The following is a 22,236-nucleotide window of genomic DNA, read 5'->3' as shown; positions in this document are numbered from 1 at the left end:
TGAAAGGAGTCTTGCGCCATGAAAAAGACCACCAAATGGATCTCGCTGGCAGTCGGACTGTGTCTTCTCTTGGTCGTCTTGCTGAACTGTTTCTTCGAACTGCAGGAGGGTGAGTCCGCGCTGATCCAGCGCTTTGGCCGCATCGAGGCTGTCTACGTGAAAGAGACCTCGCAGGAACTCTTTGACCAGCTGGCCGAGGACGGCGAGGGACACATCCCCGTGCGCACCGGCACGGGGCTCAAGTGGAAGGTCCCTTTCCTCGACCATGTGATCAAGTACCCCAGTATGCTGTTGGCCTACGACACGCCCTCCCGGCAGGTCATCACGGCCGACAAGAAGAAGATCTACTTCGACAACAACGCCCAGTGGCGCATTGTGAACCCACTGCGCTTTTACAAGGGCGTCTCCAACATCCAAAACGCCTACGGCCGCATCGACAGTTACTTATATTCCTACATGAACACCCATGTGGGCACCATGCAGTCCACCACCCTCATCACCGACAAGGCGGCGGTGGGCGTTATGCTGGACGATCTCAACCACACGGTCAGCGCGGCCTGCGCCACTTTCGGCGTGGACGTCTTCGACATCCGCATCAAGCGCACCGACCTGCCGGAGGAGAACTACCAGAGCATCTACAACCGCATGATCACAGAACGCGCCCGCATGTCGGCGCAGTATCGCTCCAAGGGTGAGGAGGAGTCGCTGAAGATCCGTTCGGAGACCGACCGCGAGGTCGCCGGCATCACCTCGGAGGCCGCGCGCAAGGCCGAGATCCTGAAGGGCGAGGGCGACAGCGAGGCCGCCCGTATCTACAACGAGGCTTACAGCGCCAACTCCTCCTTCTTCGAATTCTACAACCTGCTGGACACCTACCGCCTCACGGTGGGCTCCGGTTCCACGCTGGTGATCCCCCTTTCGAGTCCCTTCGCCAAGTACCTGCTCGGCACGCAGTCTCTGCCGGCCGGCGAAACGCCGCCGGGTTAAACGCCGCTTTCTATTTCTATCTGGCGGCTTTGGCGGCAAAAAACTCCTGAATTTTCGCGCGCAGTCTCTTGTCAAGCGGCGCCTTATGTGATACACTTGTGTTTGTGCCGGCTGAAATGAGGACTCTCCCCGGGCCGTGCATTTTTCAGGCGGAGGTTCGCCATCCCATGAGGAGGTCTTTGTTATGGAAACTCTCAAATTGGTCAGTACCATTGTTCAGGTCCTGACATCTCTGTTCCTGATCGCGGTGGTGCTGTTGCAGTCCGGCAAACGTTCCGGTCTGTCCGGCGCCATTGCCGGCGCGGCCGAATCCTTCATGACCAAAAACAAGGCCCGCACCTGGGACGCCCGTCTGGCCCGCGTGACCAAATGGGTGGCCGCTCTATTTTTGCTCTTTACGCTGGCGCTGAACCTGTTCCCCACGACACCGGCGGTATAATCGGTGCAGGTACAGATGTAACGAAATGATCTTGCCGTAATGCAGTTCAACGTGGGCCGAGGGTGCAACCCTGGGCTCATGTTTGTGTGCGAAAAAAGACCCGCAGACGCCCGGTTGTGAGAGGCGGGCGGCGCGTCATACGCCATCCCCTCCATCCCGTCTCTGTGCCAGCTGCCGAAGACGCAGATGTCTATCTGCAAACGCTCTACAAAGCGCTCACACCCATGCGTCGTTTCCGCCGGGACTACGTTTCGCATTTGACCTGGCGCGGCTGTATCGCCTTCGCAAGCCGGCTGTTCCCCCAGCTTGGCTGCAAAGGTTGGGTGATTCTCGTCGACGAGGCCGAACTCATAGGCCGTCTCGGAAAAAAGGCCCGGATAAAAGCCTATGTCAATTTGGCCCGGTTCCTGTTGCCTGAGGCCGAAAGCCCGCTGTTTGGGATCTATTCCGTCTTTGCTTTCAACGCGTCGTTTGTGCCCGACGTCATCCAGGCCAAAAACGAGTACGACAATCTGGCGGAGAGCGAGCTGCCGCCCGAGGCCGTACAGGCCGCCGGGCGCGCACTGGACACGGTCTGCACGGCGCAGCAGCTCGCACCGCTTACCGAGGCCGAAACGCGGGAGATTCTGGAGAGCATCCGGCAGTTCCACGGGACGGCTTACGGCTGGGAACCCACCATCGGCCCGGACGAAATGATCAGCGCCGCTGCGAAGCGCGGCTACCTGCTTCGCACCCGCATCCGGGCGGCGGTGGAACTGTTGGACCAGTTCTATCAATACGGCGACCCAAGTAAGATGGCCATCGGTGAACTGACGCAGACGGATCTCGGCGGCGAGGATGTGCCGCCGCTGGACGCGCTGCTGGACAGCGACGGATAAAGGCCGCAACCGAGCACAAAACAGCCCCGCCGAATCGGCGGGGCTGTTTTGTGCTCGGCTGCGATTGGTAAATTTTTAGATATTTCGCCCTCGTCAGCCCACGGAGACCGTCACAACGTGGACGGCGGCGCCGTATTCCTCTGACACGCGCACTGTGACGAGTACCGTACCAGCCTTTTTGCCGGTGACCACCCAGGCGCCGTCCACCCGATCCACCGCCACGACGGCGGCGTTGCTGGACGTCACGGCGTACGCCTCCTCCGGCAGCGCCTCCACGTTCAGGTTCAGCGGCGCTTTGCCCTTGATGCGCAGCGAGATGCGCGCTGACGAGTGCGCCCGCACCTCGGTGGCCGGAATCGGCGCAGACTTCGTCACGCCACCCAGCGACACATAGTAGCGGTGTCCGCCCAGCCAGGGCAAGTCCGCCGTCACTGATGCCGGCAGTGTGAGATCCACGCGGCCGGCGCCGTCTGCCGTGACGTACAGGCGGTAGTCGTTTGCCTGTGCCGCCGGCGCGTAGTTGTAGCCGGTGCGCAGCAGCGCCCGCTCGCCCGGTTCGAAGCCGGACCCTATGACCGTCACGGTCCGGGCCGCTTTGTCGACCGCCACGTCAAACGTGAAGTCCGACTGTCCGTACACTTCGATCTCGGCAAGCTGCAGCCGATTGCGCACGCGCCCCTGAGCATCGGTGCCCTCGTCCGCCGCGGGCAGGCCCAACATCGTCGTCACGATGCGCACATAACGCGCCGGCACCACGTCAAAGACATATTCGCCCCGGCCCTGCGCCGCCGTCGGCGCCGGTTCGCCTGTCACCGTCTTGACCGCCGTGTAGCTGACGCCGTCGGTGCTCACCTGGATCGTGAAGTCCTGCGGGTAATTTGGGTAGCCGCCCTGCGCCGTCGCCGCGTCGGACCGCGGGTAGATGTACACCCTGTCGACGTTCTTCACGGCGCCAAGGTCGATTGTTACCTTGTGCGGGTTTGCGGAGATATCGCGCTGGCTGAAGTATTCCCGCGTTGTAAAGCCCGACTTCCCGGCCCGTCCGACACGCTCACCGTCCACCAGATTGTTTGAACCCCAAGCGCCGTCGGCAGCCCCTACCATCGCGTTGTCCGCCTCTACGGGGATCTTCCCACGGGCCAGGTTAACCGGGCCGATCCATTCGGCGTGCGCCAGCAGCGTATAATCCTTTTCCATCTGCACCATGTAGTCCATCTGCGTCTCGTCGCCGAGATCGGCGCCGTCGACGGCCACCACGCCGTATTCGCCGGCGTAGCGGGACACAAACTGGATCCGTACGCGTTCGCCCTTCAGATACATGGCCTGGTACGGCGCCGCCTGTTCCACACCGTCCACAAAGAGTCTCATGTTCTGTCCATCGTCCACACTCACTGTAAGCATCTGCACTGCGCCACGCGCCGCGGTCAGCGTGATGTCCGACGTCACAGTGAAGTACACAAATTTGTCGTCTGAGCCGGTGCTCGTGAGGCCGGCTTCGTTTGGCATATCCTGTCCGTTCTCCCAGATGGTTTCGTCTCCGCAGTATACCGTCGTGGCGCGGCGTCCGCCGGTCAGCGGGACGCCGACCACCGCCGTCGTGCCCGCCGGTACCGTCGTGTGCACCCGCGCCGTGCCGTCTGGCGCGGCGTCCGCCGACACCGCGATCTCCCCGCGCACCGTGGGTACCACCACACTGAGGTTCCGGATACCGCCGAGCTGCGGCGCTACCGTGAACGTCTCATAACCGGGCGTCAGCGGCCGCACGCCCGCGGCGTACCCGCTGAGCATTGTGAGCGGACCGCCCGTCCACGCGTGGTTTTGTGTGCCGCTGTTCGGGTCCCAGAACTCCCACAGCGTGGAGTAATGGCTCGCCACCATCTCCGCGTAGCGGCTCTTCATCCGCTCCAGCGCACTGTCCTCGTATCCCATCAGGTACAGCGCCTCCAGCACGTATTTCTCCATATATGGGCTCGCGTGCCGTGTGGTCATCAGGACATTGCGCAGCGCCGGATATCGATCCGCCGACGCCAGCCCGGCATACACCGCCAGCGCGTTGCCCCGGTCGTCCGTCGTCCCCACGCCGGGTGTGCGGTAAAATCCGCCGTCGTTCCAGAACACTGCGTCGAAGTGTTCCTCGATCGAGCGTTTCCGCGCCTGCAATGCCTGCACCGTCGCGTCGGTCTCCATGTCGGCGCCGAGTCTCTCCGCCATCTTCAGCGTGCGGTCGAGCGCCACATAGTACCAGGCGTTCGTGATCAGCTTCTGGTCGGAGTAGCTGCCCCAGTCGCTCCAGTCCCAGCTGCCGCCCCGGTGCTGAACTACGCCGTCCGCGCCCATGTTGAATTTCGTCAGCAGGTAGGTGTGCGCCGCAGGGTACGCCCGCGCGAAATGGCTGTCGTCGCCCGTGTACTCATAGTACAGATAGAAACTCATGATGCCGGCCATGGACTGCGCCGGCAGTTCAAACCAGCTTGTATTGATCGGCGCCACCGTGGGGATCACGCCGTCGCGCACATAGCCGAGTACATTCCCGATGCCCTTCTTCACCAGCAGGGCCGCGTCAGGGGACAGCGAGTAAAACGCCATCTGCATCTCATTCACCGCGTCGCCCCACCATTGGGCTCGCTCGCGGTCCGGGCAGTCCATGAAACCGTCTCGCATCGTCACGTACAAGGTATCCCGCGCTTTGCGCCACAGGATGTTCAGGAATTCGTCGTCCGACGTGAAGGATCCGTCGAAGGTGGCCGCATATCCGGAACGTCGGTAGCCCAGCGCCTCCACCTCGACGTCCGCCGGCACCTCGAAGATCAGTTGGTCGCCATTCATCCACCCGAGGGATTCATACGTCTGCGGCCCCGCCTTGGTGATGTACTCCGCCATGACGCAGCCCACGTTCAATTTGTCCGTGTACATCCGGATCATCGCACCCTCCTTCGGCGCGTTGAGCCGGATATATGGCGTGAACTGGAAGTTCGTCGGCAGCTTGGCCGTGTACGTCGCGGTGAGCTGTTTGATCACGGCGATAGCCTCATCGCTGCCTGTGCCCCTCCACACAAAACGCCCGTCTTCGATGACGCCGCGGTTGAAGTTGTTTTCCCCGTCAAAGTGATCCTCATAGTAAACTTCGGCTCCGTCGAGGCTCGTTACCTTGAGGGAACCCACCGACCCCTGTTCTCCTCCGGGGTCCGCGCGGAACCCGAAACCGCCCCGGGTGTTCAGCGCCTGCCCCGTATAGACCAGGTTCCCGTCCACATAGCCCTTCACTTCTTTGTTCTCCACCACCAGCCGCAGTGTGTACTCGTGGGTGAACATCTCATCGTGCGGTACGCTGTCGATATTGAATTTGCCCGCCACGCTCCAAACGCCGTTTGATTTGATGTGCGGCTTTAACCAGGGCACACCGTTGTTTACGTCGCCGGCGCTTGTGCCGAAGATCTGCCACATGTTCAAATTGTTCGTGTCCTGATACCCAAAGATGACGCCGAAGGCGGCCGAGACGATGCGGAACTGGGCCTCGATGACGTAGTCGTCCGCCGGGATCTCACGTAGGGCAGACCCCGCCTGTGCCACCGTCTTTGTGAGTTCGGTTTCCTCAAACGCCACGTAGTCGCCGTAAGCGAACAGCGGAATCGGTCTGTCCTCCAGCCGGTTCCACGGCGCCGTGCCGGCCGAGCCAAAGGTCATCGCCTGTGCCCACGCCCCGTCGTCGTAGTCCGTCGCCTGCCAGTTTGTGAGTCCCTTCCGCGCGTCAAACAGCAGGCTGCTCTCTGGGATGCGGTAGTTCGGTTGCTGGGACGCAAAGCCATAGGCCTCGACGCGCCGCGCTTTCCAGCTCTCGTCGGACGCCACCCGGACGCCGCCGCCCGTCACGGAGAAGTACAGGCCTGCCTGCCCGCTGTTGGTAGCCGAATACCAGTCGCCCTGCCCAAAGTGCCAGGCCAGCACTGCAATCGTATTCTCACCGGCGCGCAGGTACGGGGCGATGTCCACATGATCCACATAGGTATCATTCCAGTTGGGTCCGCGCTTCAGCCCGCCTTCGAACACCGCGAGTTCCCCGTTGACGTACAGCCAATATTTCGCATCTACGGCGATCTGGGCGTCCACCGGCCCCGCGGGCGCCGCAGCAAGCGTGAAACGTTTGCGGAAGGCTGTCCACGTGTTCCGATCGTCGGTGGCGCGATCCCAGATCCACTGCGCCTCGACCGTCTCTTCGATGTGGTAGATCTCAAACTCAGCGAGCTGCATGCGGTACAGTCCCTCGACCAGGTTGAGACCAGTCCCCGTCATGCGCACATAGCGTGCCGTCTGCTCCGGCAGCCGGAAGCGCTGCGCCTGCGTTCCCGTGAACGGATATTGCGTGTAGTCGCCCACCGACGTCCACTGCACGCCGTCCTGCGACACCTCCAGAGAGAAGGCGTTGGGGAACCCGTGACCGCCGGTCTCCGGTCTCGTGTCGTCGTCACGCGGGAAGATCACAAAGCGGTTGAACGTCACGGCCGCTCCCAGATCGATCGTGACCCACTCCGTGTGGTTGGCATTCAACGTATTGTTTGAGGACCACGTCGTCTCCCCGCCGCCCCGCCGCGCGCCATCCGTCAATTTGTCCGATGAGAAGATGCCGCCGGCGCTCACCTGGCTGGATGCCGTCACCGGCCTTTGATAGGCAAGGTTCACATAGCCGCTCTTTTCCAGCGCGGCCACGGCTGCCTGCAACGCCTCGGCCGCGGCGTCCACCTCGCCCTGGGTCGCCGTCGGCGCCGCCAGAACTTCTTTAGCCGCCGCCAGAGCCCTTTGCAGCGCCGTCAGGCTCTCCGCCGTGTAGTCTTCCTCCATCTCCGCTGTTTTTTCCGCCGCGGTGACGGCCGCCTGCAGGGCTGCGCGCGTCGCCGGCGCCGCCCAGTCGAAGGTGAAGCGATACCGACCGGAACCGACGGAGATACGCGTCTCGTCCACACGGCCCGCGACGGCCGAGATGCCCTCGCCTTGCGCCGCGCCGTTCTCATCCAGCACGCGCAGGCCGCCTTCCCAGACCGTGTCCGGGGCGACCGGCAGCACGACGGTCGCCGTCGCATTGGCGGGCACGCGTACTTCCAGCGCGTAAGTTTCTCCAGCCTCATGCGCCCAGCCGGAAAAAATCTCGCCGCGAATCGACTCATACCGTGCGTTTGCGTAGGTGAGCCGGCCGTCCAGCGTGGGCGCGATGATCACATTTTGAAAGCCCGGGGCCTCGGGGTCCGCGCCGATGCCGGCGATACCGCTGTAAAACCACTCCGCCACGCTGCCGAACGAGTAGTGGTTGAAGGAGTTCATGCTCACCGGGCCGAAGCCGTTCGCCACTGTGTATGAGTTCCATCTTTCCCAGACGGTGGTCGCCCCCTGGGCGATGCTGTACCCCCAGGACGGATACTGCGTCGTGAGCGCCAGTTGGTAGGCGATATCGCTGTGGCCGTACCGCGTCAGCACGGGCATCAGCTTGTTGACGGACACAAAGCCCACCGACATGAGACCGCCGTCCGCGGCAATCCGGTCCACCAGTTTGTTCACAAACAGCGGTTCGGTCTCTGGTGTCGTCAGCCCCACGCCCAGCGCCAGCACATAGCCGCTCTGGATGCCGTTGGAGATCGTTCCGTCCGCCGCCGCGAACTGCGTGTGAAAAGCGCTGTTTACCTGCGCGAAGCGCGCCCGATAGGCGTCCGCGTCCGCGCTGCGGCCCAGCGCCTCCGCGATGTCCGCCATCAGTGAGAGCTGATACGCGAAGTAGGCGGTGCCGACCACATTTTTATCTGAACTGCCATCCACCGGTTCGAGCCAGTCGCCGTACCCACAGGATTGGATGTCGCCCATCCCCATGCGATATGCCATGTAACGCCGCATCGAGTCGTAACTGTCCGTCAGCACGCGCGTGTCCCCGGTCATGCGCCAGATGGTGTGCGGCAGGATGACGCCGCCCGCGTTCCAGACGATGTCGTTCATAAAGTTGTGCGGATTCGGCGCGACGTCGCCGTATCCGCCGCCTGCCGCCTGCCCGTCCCGTACGTCCTGCAGCCATTTTTGGTAGAACATCGAGGCGTCCATGTTGTAGAGGCCCGTGCCGGCGAACACATGGGTGTCCGCCCCCCAGCCCATGCGCTCGTCGCGCTGCGGGCAGTCGGTCGGGACGCTCAGGAAGTTCGAACGCTGCCCCCAGAAGGCGTTTTGGTAGATCTGATTTAGCAGGGCGCTGGAGCTGTCAAACGCACCGGTCTCATCCATCGCGGACGCCAGGGCCAGACCCCGGATGTCGCTCAGCGCGGGGGCCTCGCTCACGCCGGAGATTTCCGCGTAGCGGAACCCGTGGAAGGTAAAAGTGGGCGTCCACGTCTCCTTTTGGTCCGATTTAAAGGTGTACCGGTCCGTCGCCTTTGCCGAACGCAGGTTGGACGTATACAGCGAACCGGCGCCGTCCGGGTTGTCGTTGCCGCGCTGCCCCTGCGGGCCGTCGTTGAGCATCTCACCGTAACGGATTGTCGCCGTCTGGCCCGTGTGGCCCGTGAGGCTCATCTCCAGAATACCGGCAAAGTTTTGGCCCATATCCACAATGTACTTGCCGCCCACCTGCCGGATAGAGACCGGCGTCAACGTCCGGATCTGCCTGACCGTCGGACCAATCTGCGCCGTCAGGGCGATGGTGTTGTCGCCGGAGGCATCTGTCTTGACACCGAACGCACGGTCGAACAGGACGCCCGCCGTGCCCCATGCGCTGTTGTCAAAACTGGGAACGGCCCAGCCGTACTTGCCGCCGCCAAGTTCCCGGGCGGCGTCGTAGCTCTCCCCGTCAAACATATCCGTCTCAAGGATCGGTCCGTCTAGGGAGTATGTCCATGTCCCGTCCGTCACAACGGTCTGTTTCTCGCCGTCCGCATACTCGATCACCAGATTCGCGATTAGCGCCTGCGTGCTGCCGTAGATCCGGTTGCCCAGGATGGAGATATTCCCGGCGTACCAACCGGGCGCAAGCATGGCACCCAGGCTGCTCACCGCGTTTTTCGTCACCTGCGCCGTCACGTCGTACGCCTGGTACTGCACACGCGTATCGTATTCCGTCCAGCCGGGGGCCATATAGTCCTCGCCCACCTTGTCGCCGTTCAGCTGCAGTTCGTAATGCCCCAGCGCACTGGCGTACACGACCGCGCGGGCAATCTCTTTGTCCTTGGTCGTAAAGTCCTTGCGAAGCAGCGGCACGCGGGACGCGCCCTGCGGCGCCGGCGTCGTATCGGCGCGCAGAAAGACCTCCCGGCCGCTGCCGCCGGATGCCTTCAGCCGCCCGCCCTCAAGAGAGGCGCCGGCGCCCTCGTAGTGGTTGACCCCGTCTTCAAAGTCATCAGACGAGACCACGCGGCCACCCGTATCCCGCAGCAGGATGTTGTCGAAATACCCTGTCTCCGGCACAGGAGAATTCGTGTCTTTTGCCTGTCGGGCCCCCACGGCGCCGATGCCGTAGTGCTGGGCGCTGGTTCTTTGGTCCACCCGCACACCATTGAGATAGGTCGTGAGCGTCCCGTTATTCACATCCACGCGAAGAGTCACCGGTGCGCTCTCCACCTCCGCCTTGCTCACGACGTCGTTGACGTTCACATCCTGGCCGTACTCCGACGGCCCGCCGTTCCACAGGTGCGGACGCAGATACGTCAGTTTCTCCGCCGCCGGCGCCGACCAAGCCGGGTAGTCGAAGGTGTTTAGCTGCCACATATAAAAATGGCTGCTGTCTTGAGCACCCAACACAAACCCCGCCGCGCAGGCTCCGATCTGCACGTCCGCTTGCGCGGAGTATATCTGGCTGTCCGCCGGCCGCTGCCACGCGCGCCATTCCACCGACTCCGTGCCGGTCGGACAGATAACGAGCTGTCCGTCCTCCACAGTGCCCCGGTCCAAGGAGTTGGCGCCTGTGAAATCGTCATAGTAGGCAAGGCGCCCCAGACTGTCCCGCAGCACCAGCTTGTTGATTTTAACCGCGTCCTTGTCCGTATTGTTCGGGTTGTAATAGGCGCGGACCCCGACCCCGGCCAATTCTCGGATGGCGTCGTGCGTCAGTGCCTCCTGCCCGTCGTAGGTCACTAGGCTCCCGTCCAGATAGCCGGTGAGACGCCCGTGATCGATCTCCAGCCGCAGATTGTGTTCCCGCCCCAAAAAGTCCTCAATAGGGATGCCGGTGTTGTTCTCTCCCAGAAGCGCGGCGCCGCCGCCGGCCCATCTGTGCGGCCGGACGTATATGTACGTATTGTCGTGCACCGCGTTGAGCTGATATAGAAAGAAGTTGTTGGTGTCGGCTCCCAACATCAGTCCAAAGCTGCCCGTCTCCAACGTGAAATCGGCCTCCACCGTGTAGCGTTCGGGATCCGCACCGCCGCCGGTGCTCGTCCCGCCCGTGCTGCTGATCCACTGCGCGCCGTTCCAGTCCGCTTCCGTGAACAATCCCATGCCAAACGTTGCCTCGTCCGACGCCGAGGCACCCCGGTTGTCCGTGACCGTGACGCGCCAGTGGTACGCCTGCCCGGCCGCCAGCGCACCCCCGCCGTAGAGAACGCCGCTGGCGCAGTCGGACGTCACGACACCGCTGTCCCAGAGCATCTCGTCTCCATCGGACACCAGGATCTGGTATGTGGCCTGCCGCACACCTCTCTCATCCCCCTTGCGGAGTTTCCAGGAAAACACCAGATCCTGCCGCCCCAGACCAATCGGATCCTTCATATACTCCGTGGTCATCCCGTATACTTCCAGATCAGGCGCCGCGCGTGCCGGCGTTACCCCCGCGAAAAAGGAGCCCATTGTAGCTGTCACCAGCACCAACGCCAACCACCGTTTCCATCCTTGCCGCTTCCTAAACATATCCAAATTTCTCCTTCCCTGACAATAACATGTATCTACACTGGGTCTTTGTTTCATTATACTGGTCTGCTCCGCACAAAGTAAATGGAAAAAAAGAAACAGTTTTCATGTATAATAGTGAAAAACGCGGCGCCCATATGCCACTGTTTACACCGGCACGATTTTATGGTAAACTATCGCCGCGGCATCCATGTCACGTATTTAGAGATTGAAGGCGCCCATCCGGTCGTCCAGAAGAGAGGAGGCTCCCGTTTTGCCCCACAAACGTCGCCTCGCCCGTTTGCTCTGTCTTTGTCTGTTTCTGACCCTCCACTTCGCTTCGCCGTCTCTGGCGGCGGCGCGCCGGCCGGCGGCGACGGCGGAAGAGGCGCTGCTGGCCGGTTTTGAGGCCATCGAGGAAAACATCGATCTGTCCTCGTTTCGGATCCCCCTCTCCGGCATCGGCGCCCTCTTTGAGGGCGTCCTGAACACCCATCCGGAGTTGTTTTACGTGAGCGGCGGCTACAGCTATCGGTACAGGGACGGATATATCTTCTCTCTTGGGCCCACTTACACGGCTTCCAAACAGGTGATCGAAGCGCGCCGGCCGGTGTTTGCCCGGGCTGTCGCCGAGGCCCTTGCGGCCGTGCCGCAACATGTTTCGCCGGCCGAAAAGATTTTGGCCGTCAACGACTACCTGGTAAGTCACATCGCCTACGATCTGACCCAGACCGCCCGCAGCGCCTACGATGCGCTTGTGAACCGGACGGCGGTCTGCGAGGGATACAGTCTCGCCTTCGGGCTGCTGATGGACCGTCTCGGTATCGCGTGGCGGAGCGTCTCCAGTCTCAAGATGAACCACACGTGGAACATGGTTCGGCTCGCCGGCGCCTGGTACCATGTAGACGTGACCTGGAACGACCCGATCGTCGCGCGCGACGCGCAGTTTTCCGACATGCTCGGACGCGTTCAGCACGAGTATCTGCTGATCCCGGACAGTGTGATCAGCGACACCGCCCACCGCCACACCGGCTGGTCCCCGGACGCACCCAAAGCCGTCAGCACGGCGTATGTAAACGCCTTCTGGGTCGATGTCACGACGGAGATCCTCTATGAGGCCGGCAAGTGGTACTATATCCCCAATTCGAACGGCCAGCTACACACCCTCAGGGCATACGACTTTCGCACCGGCGCGTCCGAAGTCGTCCGCACGATTTCGGCGCGCTGGAACGCCCGAGAAACCGGCGCCTTCTGGGGTCGGACGCCCTATCTCGCCCGGCACGGGAACCGGCTCTTTTACAACACGTCCGACCGCATCTTCAGCCTCCGCTTCGATGGAACGGATCTGCGAGAGGTCCTGCAAGAGACGCTCACTGGGCTATATGCGATTTACGAGATGACCATCTGGGACGGTGTCCTGCACTATCGCATTTCGGCGGCGCCGCAGGCCGTCGAGGTCTCCAAGAAACAACTGACGCTCGCCGCCGAAGAGGAAAAGAAGAGCAGATAAGGGGGAGAGGACCGTGTCCGAGGCAATTTTACAGATCCGCGGGCTGTGCAAACGCTACCCGGACGGCCTGCTGGCACTGGATCAGGTCGACTTGGACGTCCGTGCCGGGGAGATCTTCGGCATCATTGGAAAGAGCGGCGCGGGGAAGAGTACACTGGCGCGGTGCGTCAATTTTTTGGAGCACCCCACCGCCGGCGAGGTGTTGTTTGAAGGGCGTTCTCTCTCTGCGTTGACCCGCCGGCAGCTCTATGAGGTCCGGCAGTCGATCGGGATGATTTTTCAGCAGTTCAATTTGCTCATGCAGCGTAGTGTGCGCGCCAACGTCCGCTTTCCGCTGGAGATTGCGGGTCGGAATCGGGCGGAAGCCCGCGCCCGGGCGGACGAGCTGCTCGCGCTGGTAGGTCTCACGCAAAAGGCCGACAGCTATCCCGCGCAGCTTTCCGGCGGGCAGCGTCAGCGCGTGGCCATCGCCCGCGCCCTGGCCACGAAACCCCGTCTTCTCATCTGCGACGAGGCGACCAGCGCGCTGGACCCCGGCACCACGCAGGACATCCTTTCCCTCTTGGAAGACATCAACCGGCGCCTCGGTCTCACAATCTTGGTCATCACTCATGAGATGCCGGTGGTGCAGACGCTCTGCCACCGCGTGGCCATCTTGGACGAGAGCCGCGTGGTGGAAGTCGGGCCAGTGCGAGAAGTCTTTCGCGCCCCGCGTACCGAGGCCGCCCGCGCGTTGGTCCACTCCGACGGTGGGGCCGCCGCGCGCCTGCTTCGCCTGCTGGCCGAACGGGGCCTGACCCCCGAGGAGGTGCTGGCCCGTGTCTGATGTGCTTGTCATGCTGGCCCGGGGGCTTTGGGAGACATTGTACATGACTCTCGTCTCCACCGCTCTGGCCTATCTGCTGGGTCTGCCACTGGGCATTTTGCTGGTGGTCACCGGTCGAGACGGTCTGCACCCGCTGCGCGTCTTCCACAGCGGGCTGGGTCTGTTTGTCAACCTGGCGCGTTCGATTCCCTTTCTCATTTTGCTGATCGCCGTACTGCCCTTCACGCGGCTTGTCATCGGCACGACCATCGGTTCTACCGCCACGATCGTCCCCCTGGTGCTGGGGGCGGCGCCCTTCATCGCCCGGCTCGTGGAGTCGTCTTTGGGCGAGGTGGACAAAGGGGCGGTGGAGGCCGCGAAGTCAATGGGCGCCTCCCCGTCGCAGATCATCGGGAAGGTGCTGCTGCCCGAGGCGCGGCCATCGCTGCTGCTCGGCGCGGCCATCGCGCTGACCACCATACTCGGTTACTCCGCCATGGCGGGCATCGTGGGCGGCGGCGGACTGGGCGACATCGCGATCCGTTACGGCTACTACCGCTATCAGCGGGACACAATGCTGATCACGGTGGCGGTGCTGGTGGTGATCGTGCAGATCTTCCAGGAATTCGGCGCCAAAGTGGCCAAGCTGACGGACAAGCGGTGATGGGAGTTCCCAATTATTGTTAATTTTCACAAACAAGACCCCGGCCTGGGCTGTGCCCGGACCGGGGTCTTGTTTGTGACGAGATTGTTTTTGCGTCAGCGTCAACCTTTGGGGACGACGGCACCTTGGTAGGTGGCGTCGATGAAATCGCGCAGCGCGTCGCTCTGCAGGGCTGTCACCAGCGCCTTCAACTCGGCCCGGTTCTCATCGCCCGCGCGAACCACGATCACGTTGGCAAAGGTGTCTGCGGCGAGAGAATCGCTGGCCTCGATGGCCAGCGCGTCGGCCGCGGCGTTGAGACCAGCCTCCAGCGCGTAGTTGCCGTTGATAACAGCCACGTCCACATCCGGCAGGGAACGGGGAATCTGGGCGGCCTCAAGTTCCACAATGGTCAGATTTTTCGGGTTGTCGATGATGTCCTGAATCGTGGCCTCCAGCCCTGCGCTCCCGTCGACCGTGAGCAACCCCTGCGCTTCCAGCAGCAGCAGCGCGCGCGCCTCGTTCGTCGTGTCGTTGGGGACAGCCACCTGCGCGCCGTCCGGGAGCGCGTCCAACGAGGTCGTCCGGCCGGGATAGAGCCCCAGCGGCTCGTAGTGAATGTCGCCGATGTCCACCAGATTTGTCTCGTTGTTGGCGTTAAAGTCGGTCAAGTAGGGGCGATGCTGGAAATAATTTGCATCTAGGTCGCCGCTCTCCAGCGCGAGATTCGGCTGCACATAGTCGGTGAACTCGCGGATCTCCAGTGTATAGCCCTGCTCGGCCAGAATCTCTTTGGCGGCCTCCAAGATCTCCGCGTGGGGCACCGGCGTCGCCCCCACTACGATTCGCACGGGCTCCGCTTTGGACTGACAGGCCGCCAGCAGAAGCAGCACGCACACCACCGCCAGGAACCGCGTGAGTGTCCTCAATTTGATCGTTTTCATACAGAACTTCCCCTCTCTTGTTTCTCAAAATATATTTAGTGTATATGCAAACTATGCATTATGTCTACTATCCTACCATTCAATCGGCCGTTTGTCAAGAGGGAACCTTCAGGTTTTTGCATTTTTTCATGTGTCGATACAGGGCCGCCGACACACCGCCGCTCCCCGTATGGCATGCACAATATAGTATATATGTACCATATATCATGCTGTATATGGGAGAACATGCCTCCCAATATAAACAGAAATTTCTATTGACAAATGCTCGGCGCTCCGCTATACTAAATTTCAAAACAATATCATATTATTTTACTAGGAAAATATTTCCCCACCTTTTTTTCCTATCCTGCCGTCGGGCGAGGCGGTGTTTTGGGAGGTGTAACATGACCCGATACGTCCTCAAACGGATGGCCCTGATGATTCCGGTCATCCTCGGCATCTCGCTCCTCATCTTTGCGATTTTGGAGTTCTCTCCCGGCGACCCAGCGACCATTTTACTCGGAGATCGTGCGCCGCAAGAGAGCATCGACGCGCTACGGGAACAGATGGGATTGAACCGCCCCTTCTTCGTCCGGTATGCGGACTTTCTCACCGACGCGCTCCGGGGGGATTTTGGGGTCTCTTATCGCACCAAATTGCCGGTGTTTGACGAGATTATGGCGCGCCTGCCCACCACCCTCACCCTGGCCGTGGGCGCTATCGTGCTGACAATCCTCGTTGGCCTGCCCATCGGTGTGTTGTCGGCGGTAAAGCAGTATTCCTTGGTCGACAGCGTCACACTGGCGGGCGCGTTGATCCTCACCTCGATGCCGGGGTTCTGGCTTGGCACGGTACTGATCCTCGTGTTTGCTCTGACGCTGGGCTGGCTGCCCGCCACCGGCGGGGCCTCCTTCTCCGGATTCATTCTGCCGTGGATCACGCTGTCCGCCTCTCAGATCGCCTCTCTGATCCGGACGACCCGCTCCAACATGCTGGAGGTGATCCGGGCGGACTACATCAAAATGGCCCGGGCCAAAGGCGCGCCGGAGAAAACCGTCATCATGCGCCACGCGCTGCGCAACGCCCTGATGCCCATCGTCACCATCATCGGGTTGAACTTCAGCGCTCTGCTCGGCGGCACCATGATCATCGAGAGCGTGTTTGCCCTGCCGGGTCTCGGCACCCTCGCCGTGATCTCCGTGCGGCAAAAAGACATCCCGATGGTGATGGCGGAGGTATCGTTCATCGCTCTGATCGGGGGGCTTATCAACCTGCTGGTGGATGTGCTGTACGTCTACATCGACCCTCGGCTGAAGTCGCAGTATGTGAGGCCGGTGGGAGGAAGGAGAGGAGCGCGTTGACACACAATCTCACGGTGACTGTCAAAAAGCGCAGCCGTCTGGCGGCCGTGGCCCTGCGGTTCCGAAAGAACCGGATGGCCATGTTTGGACTCGCCGTCCTGCTCATCCTGCTGGCCGTGGCCGCCTCGGCCGATCTGTTCCTGGACTATGCCCGCGACGCCGTCGCACAGAACATGTCCGAGCGGCTGCAGGGCCCCGGCCCCGGGCACTGGTTCGGCACCGACCAGTACGGGCGGGATATCTTTGCCCGCATCGTCTACGGCGCGCGCATCTCTCTGTCCATGAGCCTACTCGTCATCTCGGTCTCCACCGTCCTCGGTGCCGCGATCGGCGGCGCCGCCGCCTTCTATGGAGGGCGCTTCGACAATTTGCTGATGCGCGTCGTCGATATTTTCTATGCCGTCCCTTTCAACTTGCTCGCCATCTGTATCGTCGCGTCCCTGGGCTCGGGACTCGTCAACCTGGCCGTCGCCTGTGTCGCCGGCGTCGTGCCGGGGTTCGCCCGGATCTTCCGCGCCTCCATCATGCCGGTAAAGGAACAGGAATTCATCGAGGCGGCCCGGGCCTGCGGTACCAAAAACCGCCGCATCTTCCTGCGCCATGTGCTGCCCAACGCCGTGGGGCCCATCATCGTACAGGCGACGCTCCACCTGGCCCAGACTATCCTTGCCATCTCCGGTCTCAGTTACATCGGGCTCGGCATCGAGTCCCCCATGCCGGAGTGGGGCGCCATGCTGAGCGAGGGAAAAAACTTTTTCCGCGACTTTCCTCACCTGGTGCTGATCCCCGGCGTCGCCATCATCAGCGCCGCCATGTCGCTGAACCTGATCGGCGACGGCCTGCGGGACGCATTGGACCCCAAATTGAAGAGCTGATCACACGGGAGAACGTCCGGTTTAAGTATCAAAAGCCTCACCCGCCGTCGATCGGCGATTCATGTTGAATTCTACAAATTGTCATTTATTGGTATATTTATGGGAGGAGGACAGATGATGACAGACGAGCTGCTGCGCATTGAGGACCTGTGGGTTCGTTATCGGACGGATGAGGCCGTCGTCCACGCGGTAAACGGTGTCACCCTCAGCTTGCGGCGCGGGCAAACCCTGGGTCTCGTGGGCGAGACCGGCGCGGGCAAGACAACGACCGCACTCAGCATCCTTCGTCTGCTGCCCGCCGGCACCGGACAAGTGACAGGCGGCCGCGTCCTCTTCGACGGGAGCGACCTGCTCACCAAGCGATCATCCGCGATGCTCGGTTACCGAGGCAACAGAATCTCCATGATTTTTCAAGATCCGATGACCAGCCTCAACCCCGTCATGACGGTGGGAGAACAGGTGGCGGAGATTTTGGAATTGCACGCCCCCAAGGGCCGGGCCCAGACGTCCGCCCGTGTGGACGAGATGCTCGGGATGGTGGGCATTCCGGCAAACCGCAAGCACGAATATCCGCACCAGTTCTCGGGCGGGATGAAACAACGCGTGGTCATTGCTATCTCGCTGGCTTGCGAGCCGGAGCTCCTCATCGCCGACGAGCCGACGACCGCTCTGGACGTCACGATCCAGGCGCAGGTGCTGGCCATGATGCGGCGCCTCCGGGAACAGCTGGGCACCGCCCTGCTGATGATCACCCACGACCTGGGCGTCGTCGCCCAAACCTGTGACTGCGTGGCGGTGATGTATGCCGGGGAGATTGTGGAAACCGGCACCGTCTTTGATGTGTTCGGCGACGGGCCGCACCACCCTTATACCGAGGGGCTGTTCAGCTCACTCCCCCATCTGGCGTCGGACGCCGCACGCCTGCGCCCCATCGATGGACTCATGCCGGACCCCGCCCGGTTGCCGGCGGGCTGTAAATTCCACCCTCGGTGTCCCCGCTGTCTGGCGCATTGCCGGCAGACGCCGCCGCCTGATACAGCGCGGGGAACCCACCACGTCCGGTGCCATCTGTGGACCGAAGGGGGCGTATCCGCATGAGTATGCTGGTCGAGGCCCGCAATCTGCGCAAGGTGTTTCATACCCCCGCCGGCCCGCTTCACGCCGTGGACGGCGTCACTCTCTCCCTGCGCGCTGGGACCACGCTGGGCGTTGTGGGCGAGTCCGGCTGCGGCAAATCCACACTGGGCCGTCTGATGCTGCGTCTGCTGCCGGCCACAAGCGGCGAAGTTCTCTTTGACGGCGAGGACGTCCTCGCGATGAACCCCCGGGCGATGAACCGCTTCCGCCGCCAGGCTCAGATCATTTTCCAAGATCCGTACGCCTCTTTGAACCCCCGCCTGACCGTCGGCGAGATCATTGCGGAACCTCTGATCGTGAATCGGATCTGCCGCAGCCGGAGCGACCTGCGGGCGGAAATCTTTCGTATGATGGACCTTGTGGGACTGGCGGATCGGCTGGTCAACAGCTATCCCCATGAGCTGGACGGCGGACGGCGGCAGCGCATCGGCATCGCGCGGGCGCTGGTGCTGAAACCCCGTTTCCTCGTCTGCGACGAACCGGTCTCAGCCTTGGACGTCTCTATCAAGGCCCAGATTCTCAACTTGCTGATGGATCTGCAGGACCGGCTTGGTCTCGCCTATCTCTTCATCACGCACGACCTCAGTGTGGTCAAACACATTTCGAACGAGATAGCCGTGATGTATCTCGGGACCTGCGTCGAGAGGGCACACGCCGACGAACTGTTTAGGCGCCCTCTGCACCCCTACACCCGCGCGTTGCTCGGGGCCATCCCCGTCCCCGACTTGACCCGGCGCGGGCAGACGGCGGAGATTCTCCCCGGCGAGGTGAGCAGCCCCATCGGCCTGCTCCCCGGCTGCCGCTTCCACGCCCGCTGCCGGTACGCGCGCGCGGCGTGCCTGGGGGAGGACGTCGCCCTGACACAGCGGGGGGAAGATCACCTTGTCGCCTGCCTCCCGGACACGCCCCCGCCCGGCCCGGCCGGCGGTTGATATAGATAGATAGTTCAAGTGTCAAACAACCATTCACGTTATTTGGAGGAGGAACTTTATGAAACAGCTCCGCAGACTGTGGGCACTGCTGCTCGCACCGATACTGCTCCTGTGCGCCTGCAGTCCCGTCAACACCCCATCGCCCAACGCCGGCGCCCGGGACTCCCTCACTGTCTCCCTTGAGTCCGACCCCGAACTGCTCTGCGCCGGCTTCGCGGCCAATACCGTCGTAAGCTTCGTCTCTCGCCAGATCTTCGACACACTGATCGTCCGCCAGGCGGACGGCTCCTACACACCCTCCCTGGCCGAGTCTTGGGAATACGTCAACGACGGCAAGGACATCCGTTTCACGCTCCGCGACGACGTCGTCTTCCACAACGGCGAGACGATGACCGCAGACGACGTGGTATTTTCTTACAATACCGTCATCCAAGCCGGGCACGCCGACTGCTCCACCTCCGCAATGGATCGCATGGAAAAAGAAGACGACCGCCATGTGGTGCTCTATTTCAAGGACCACTACGGCCCCGGTTTGGAGTGCGTCTCCACCGAGTACATGGTGGTGTTCCCCCAGTCTCTCTATGAGGCCGATCCGGATCATTTCCTGCGCAATCCCATCGGCACCGGCGCCTACCGGTTTATCGAATGGAAAACCGGCAATAAGATTCAACTTGAGGCCTTTCCGGACTATTTCGGCGGTTCGGCACCCATCCGGAACCTGACCTTCAAGGTTTACACCGACAGCAGCATCGCGGCCCTGGCGCTGGAGAAAGGCGAGATCGACGTGCTCTCCACCCCGCTGCAGACCGACGTCAAGAACCTGCGGGCCCATCCAAATCTCCAGTACCACGAAGTCGGCTCCGCGACCACCACCTGGGCCTTTTTCAATTTCAACGGCATTTTTGCGGACAAACGTCTGCGCGAGGCCGTGGTCCACGCCATCGACCGGGAAGCCGTGCTGCTCGGTGCGATGGAAGGCGCCGGGGAGATCATCAACTCCATGTATCCGAACTTTTTGCCGGGCAGCGATCCCGACTATGTCGGGCGCCAGTACGACCCGGAACTCTCCCGGCGTCTGCTGGCCGAGGCCGGCTACGCGGACGGGTTCGACTTACTCTTCCAGACGCGCGAGACCGAGCGCTATTACAAGCCTGTCGAGGTCATTCAGGCACAGCTCGGCGAAGCTGGGATCCGCGTGCGGGTGGAAAAGCTGGAGAGCTCCGCCTGGTCCAGCGACGTCTGGCGCGCCGCCAACTTTGAGATCAACCTCATCTCCTCTACGTTGGGCATCATGGACTTTGACGACCTCTATCCGCTCTATCGCGGAGGCGAAGGGCAGAACTTCTGCGGCGTGGACATCCCGGCGCTCAACGAGGCCTTCGACACAAACCGCTACAGCACCGACGAGGCAGCCCGTCTGCAGGCCTGCCGCGACATCGTACGGATCATGGACGAGGAGGCCGTCATCGCCCCGCTGTATGCGGCCATCCGCGGTCTGGCGGCACACAAAGACCTGAAAAATGTCGAGGCGCACGCCAGCCTCGACTACAACATCCGCGACTGGTCATGGTGAAGCCGATGAAACACAAGTATTTGATCCGCGCCTACGACAAGCGGGACTGGCTGTTTGAGCTGGACGACGGCACCGAATGCGTCCGCCAGTTCACACTGCCCGTGGGGCCGTATGAAAAGAACGAGATGAGCGATACCGTCTACCATCGGGGGGACAACACCCCCTACCACGAGCATGAACAGGGCTGCGAGACCTTTTTCATCGTCAAGGGTTCGGTGGAGGTGACTGTCCGCGGCAAACGCTGCATCGCCTCGGCGGGGGACATGCTCCACCTGATGCCGGGCGTACCCCACGGCTTTGTCTTCCTCGAAGAGGGAACTGTCTGGCGCGAGCTCTTTCAGTCCATCAACATGGCCCAGAGCACCCTCAACAAGAACCTGATCAAGAGCCGTTACCCGGGGCTGTACTACGAGCCGGATTTTCGCCGCCGCTATCTGGGCGGCGCCAAAAACATCGAACGGTTCCCCCCAGTCGTCACGAACGTTCCCAAGGAGAACCTGCCCGAGATCCGCACGCCGTCGTTTGCACTCTCCGCCTTCTCCTTTGACGGCGTTGAACTCCGCCAAAAGGTCGGCCGCTGGGAGTGCGGGCAGCTCAAGGAGATCTGGCACGCGTCGCTGCGGCAAGGCGTGCGCATTGACTGGGACATCCCGTACGGCGACTGGGAGCTCTACTACATCGAAACCGGCGAGATCCGGTTCACGATCCTTGACGAGAGCTTTGTGGCGGGCCCGGACACCATTGTGCACATCCCGCCCTACGCCGTCCACAGTCTGGAAGTGCTGCGCGACGCCTGCCTCTATGACTGTGACTGCTCCGCGAAACTGCTTTCCCTGCTGGAGGACCACGCCGCCCTACTGGCAAGCGATCCAGACCGGCTCTCCACCGAAGAGGCCCGTCGAGACTTTCTGCACAAATACGGCTGCTTTGTAACCGGCTTTCACGCCGGCTGATCGCGACGCAACACACACCAAGACAGCGGCGGGGGAAACCCGCCGCTGTCTTGGTGTGCACATTTGGAAATATAAGGATATTTCATTGACTTGGCAACGTCCTATAAAAACAACGGCTTATTGATTCCGACGTGGCCGCGCCTAGTGTACTGTATCATTGATATTCACGCATACTATTTTCCGCTAATTCTACGCTATAGGGTTGGCCCAAACTTAGGATACAAGGATATCAATCTCTTGCGTGAATCCTTAGTTCTGAAATGCCAATTAATTTTTGCCGTCTCAGAATTTCGGCGAACTTCCCATGCTGCAAGTTCATTCCGCAGGGTGCCCATATTATCAATTCTACGCGAAAGACACTGCCTTGTCATGA

14 protein-coding genes are annotated in these 22,236 nt (G+C 61.7%); 12 read left to right on the top strand and 2 right to left on the bottom strand.

The window, feature by feature from the left end; translation table 11 throughout:
• The first annotated feature begins 18 nt into the window (after window positions 1-18).
• From LBK75_03140 to LBK75_03130, 3 genes are all read left to right on the top strand, one after another.
• Entirely contained in the window at window positions 19-987 is a 969-nt protein-coding gene (locus LBK75_03140; protein ID MDR1157289.1) for a protease modulator HflC, read from the top strand.
• A gap of 184 nt (window positions 988-1,171) precedes the next feature.
• The gene (gene secG / locus LBK75_03135) at window positions 1,172-1,426 is read left to right on the top strand and encodes a preprotein translocase subunit SecG (GenBank protein ID MDR1157288.1); all 255 of its coding nucleotides are present in this window, start codon (window positions 1,172-1,174) and stop codon (window positions 1,424-1,426) included.
• 116 nt (window positions 1,427-1,542) lie between these two features.
• Window positions 1,543-2,304 carry an ATP-binding protein gene (locus tag LBK75_03130; protein MDR1157287.1) on the top strand — a complete coding sequence of 254 codons (762 nt, stop codon included), beginning with the start codon at window positions 1,543-1,545 and terminating at the stop codon, window positions 2,302-2,304.
• Between the two features lie 93 nt (window positions 2,305-2,397).
• Here LBK75_03130 and LBK75_03125 read toward each other — a convergent pair whose 3' ends face one another.
• On the bottom strand, window positions 2,398-11,172 hold the full coding sequence (locus tag LBK75_03125) for a family 78 glycoside hydrolase catalytic domain (GenBank protein MDR1157286.1): 8,775 nt from the start codon (window positions 11,170-11,172) through the stop codon (window positions 2,398-2,400).
• Window positions 11,173-11,425: 253 nt separating this feature from the next.
• Between LBK75_03125 and LBK75_03120 the strand changes: the two genes are divergently transcribed.
• Genes LBK75_03120 through LBK75_03110 form a run of 3 tightly spaced genes read left to right on the top strand, consistent with a single transcriptional unit; the run spans window position 11,426 to window position 14,130 of the window.
• On the top strand, window positions 11,426-12,661 hold the full coding sequence (locus LBK75_03120; GenBank protein ID MDR1157285.1) for a hypothetical protein: 1,236 nt from the start codon (window positions 11,426-11,428) through the stop codon (window positions 12,659-12,661).
• A gap of 13 nt (window positions 12,662-12,674) precedes the next feature.
• A complete protein-coding gene (locus LBK75_03115; GenBank protein MDR1157284.1) occupies window positions 12,675-13,487 on the top strand; it encodes an ATP-binding cassette domain-containing protein in 813 nt (270 codons plus the stop codon).
• Window positions 13,488-13,497: 10 nt separating this feature from the next.
• Window positions 13,498-14,130 carry an ABC transporter permease gene (locus LBK75_03110; GenBank protein MDR1157283.1) on the top strand — a complete coding sequence of 211 codons (633 nt, stop codon included), beginning with the start codon at window positions 13,498-13,500 and terminating at the stop codon, window positions 14,128-14,130.
• 101 nt (window positions 14,131-14,231) lie between these two features.
• On the opposite strand, the gene LBK75_03105 is transcribed toward LBK75_03110, so the two are convergent.
• A complete protein-coding gene (locus tag LBK75_03105) occupies window positions 14,232-15,053 on the bottom strand; it encodes a metal ABC transporter substrate-binding protein (GenBank protein MDR1157282.1) in 822 nt (273 codons plus the stop codon).
• A 383-nt stretch (window positions 15,054-15,436) separates the two neighbouring features.
• Here LBK75_03105 and LBK75_03100 point away from each other — a divergent pair, with 383 nt between their 5' ends.
• The 6 genes from LBK75_03100 to LBK75_03075 all read left to right on the top strand — a co-directional run bounded on the left by LBK75_03100 (window position 15,437) and on the right by LBK75_03075 (window position 21,863).
• Window positions 15,437-16,393 (top strand): ABC transporter permease, encoded by a 957-nt coding sequence (locus LBK75_03100; GenBank protein MDR1157281.1) that lies wholly within the window; start codon window positions 15,437-15,439, stop codon window positions 16,391-16,393.
• On the top strand, window positions 16,390-17,268 hold the full coding sequence (locus LBK75_03095) for an ABC transporter permease (GenBank protein MDR1157280.1): 879 nt from the start codon (window positions 16,390-16,392) through the stop codon (window positions 17,266-17,268). Before LBK75_03100 ends, LBK75_03095 begins: the two co-directional genes overlap by 4 nt.
• Before the next feature lie 117 nt (window positions 17,269-17,385).
• Entirely contained in the window at window positions 17,386-18,366 is a 981-nt protein-coding gene (locus LBK75_03090; GenBank protein ID MDR1157279.1) for an ABC transporter ATP-binding protein, read from the top strand.
• On the top strand, window positions 18,363-19,337 hold the full coding sequence (locus LBK75_03085; GenBank protein MDR1157278.1) for an ATP-binding cassette domain-containing protein: 975 nt from the start codon (window positions 18,363-18,365) through the stop codon (window positions 19,335-19,337). The genes LBK75_03090 and LBK75_03085 overlap by 4 nt, the downstream gene beginning before the upstream one ends.
• Before the next feature lie 58 nt (window positions 19,338-19,395).
• On the top strand, window positions 19,396-20,910 hold the full coding sequence (locus LBK75_03080) for an ABC transporter substrate-binding protein (GenBank protein MDR1157277.1): 1,515 nt from the start codon (window positions 19,396-19,398) through the stop codon (window positions 20,908-20,910).
• 5 nt (window positions 20,911-20,915) lie between these two features.
• A complete protein-coding gene (locus tag LBK75_03075) occupies window positions 20,916-21,863 on the top strand; it encodes a cupin domain-containing protein (protein ID MDR1157276.1) in 948 nt (315 codons plus the stop codon).
• The last annotated feature ends 373 nt before the right edge of the window (window positions 21,864-22,236 follow it).

The sequence above is a fragment of the Oscillospiraceae bacterium genome (genome assembly GCA_031265355.1).
Taxonomy (GTDB): Bacteria; Bacillota; Clostridia; order Oscillospirales; family UBA929; genus JAIRTA01.
The sequence above is the reverse complement of the archived record's forward strand: the minus strand, read 5'-3'. Positions and strand labels throughout refer to the sequence as shown.

Coding starts and splice junctions, on each gene's coding strand:
- LBK75_03090 (MDR1157279.1), top strand. CDS start 17,386: ATGACAGACGAGCTGCTGCGCATTGAGGACCTGTGGGTTCGTTATCGG.
- LBK75_03080 (MDR1157277.1), top strand. CDS start 19,396: ATGAAACAGCTCCGCAGACTGTGGGCACTGCTGCTCGCACCGATACTG.
- LBK75_03100 (MDR1157281.1), top strand. CDS start 15,437: ATGACCCGATACGTCCTCAAACGGATGGCCCTGATGATTCCGGTCATC.
- LBK75_03125 (MDR1157286.1), bottom strand. CDS start 11,172: ATGTTTAGGAAGCGGCAAGGATGGAAACGGTGGTTGGCGTTGGTGCTG.
- LBK75_03110 (MDR1157283.1), top strand. CDS start 13,498: ATGCTGGCCCGGGGGCTTTGGGAGACATTGTACATGACTCTCGTCTCC.
- LBK75_03105 (MDR1157282.1), bottom strand. CDS start 15,053: ATGAAAACGATCAAATTGAGGACACTCACGCGGTTCCTGGCGGTGGTG.
- LBK75_03075 (MDR1157276.1), top strand. CDS start 20,916: ATGAAACACAAGTATTTGATCCGCGCCTACGACAAGCGGGACTGGCTG.
- secG (MDR1157288.1), top strand. CDS start 1,172: ATGGAAACTCTCAAATTGGTCAGTACCATTGTTCAGGTCCTGACATCT.
- LBK75_03085 (MDR1157278.1), top strand. CDS start 18,363: ATGAGTATGCTGGTCGAGGCCCGCAATCTGCGCAAGGTGTTTCATACC.
- LBK75_03140 (MDR1157289.1), top strand. CDS start 19: ATGAAAAAGACCACCAAATGGATCTCGCTGGCAGTCGGACTGTGTCTT.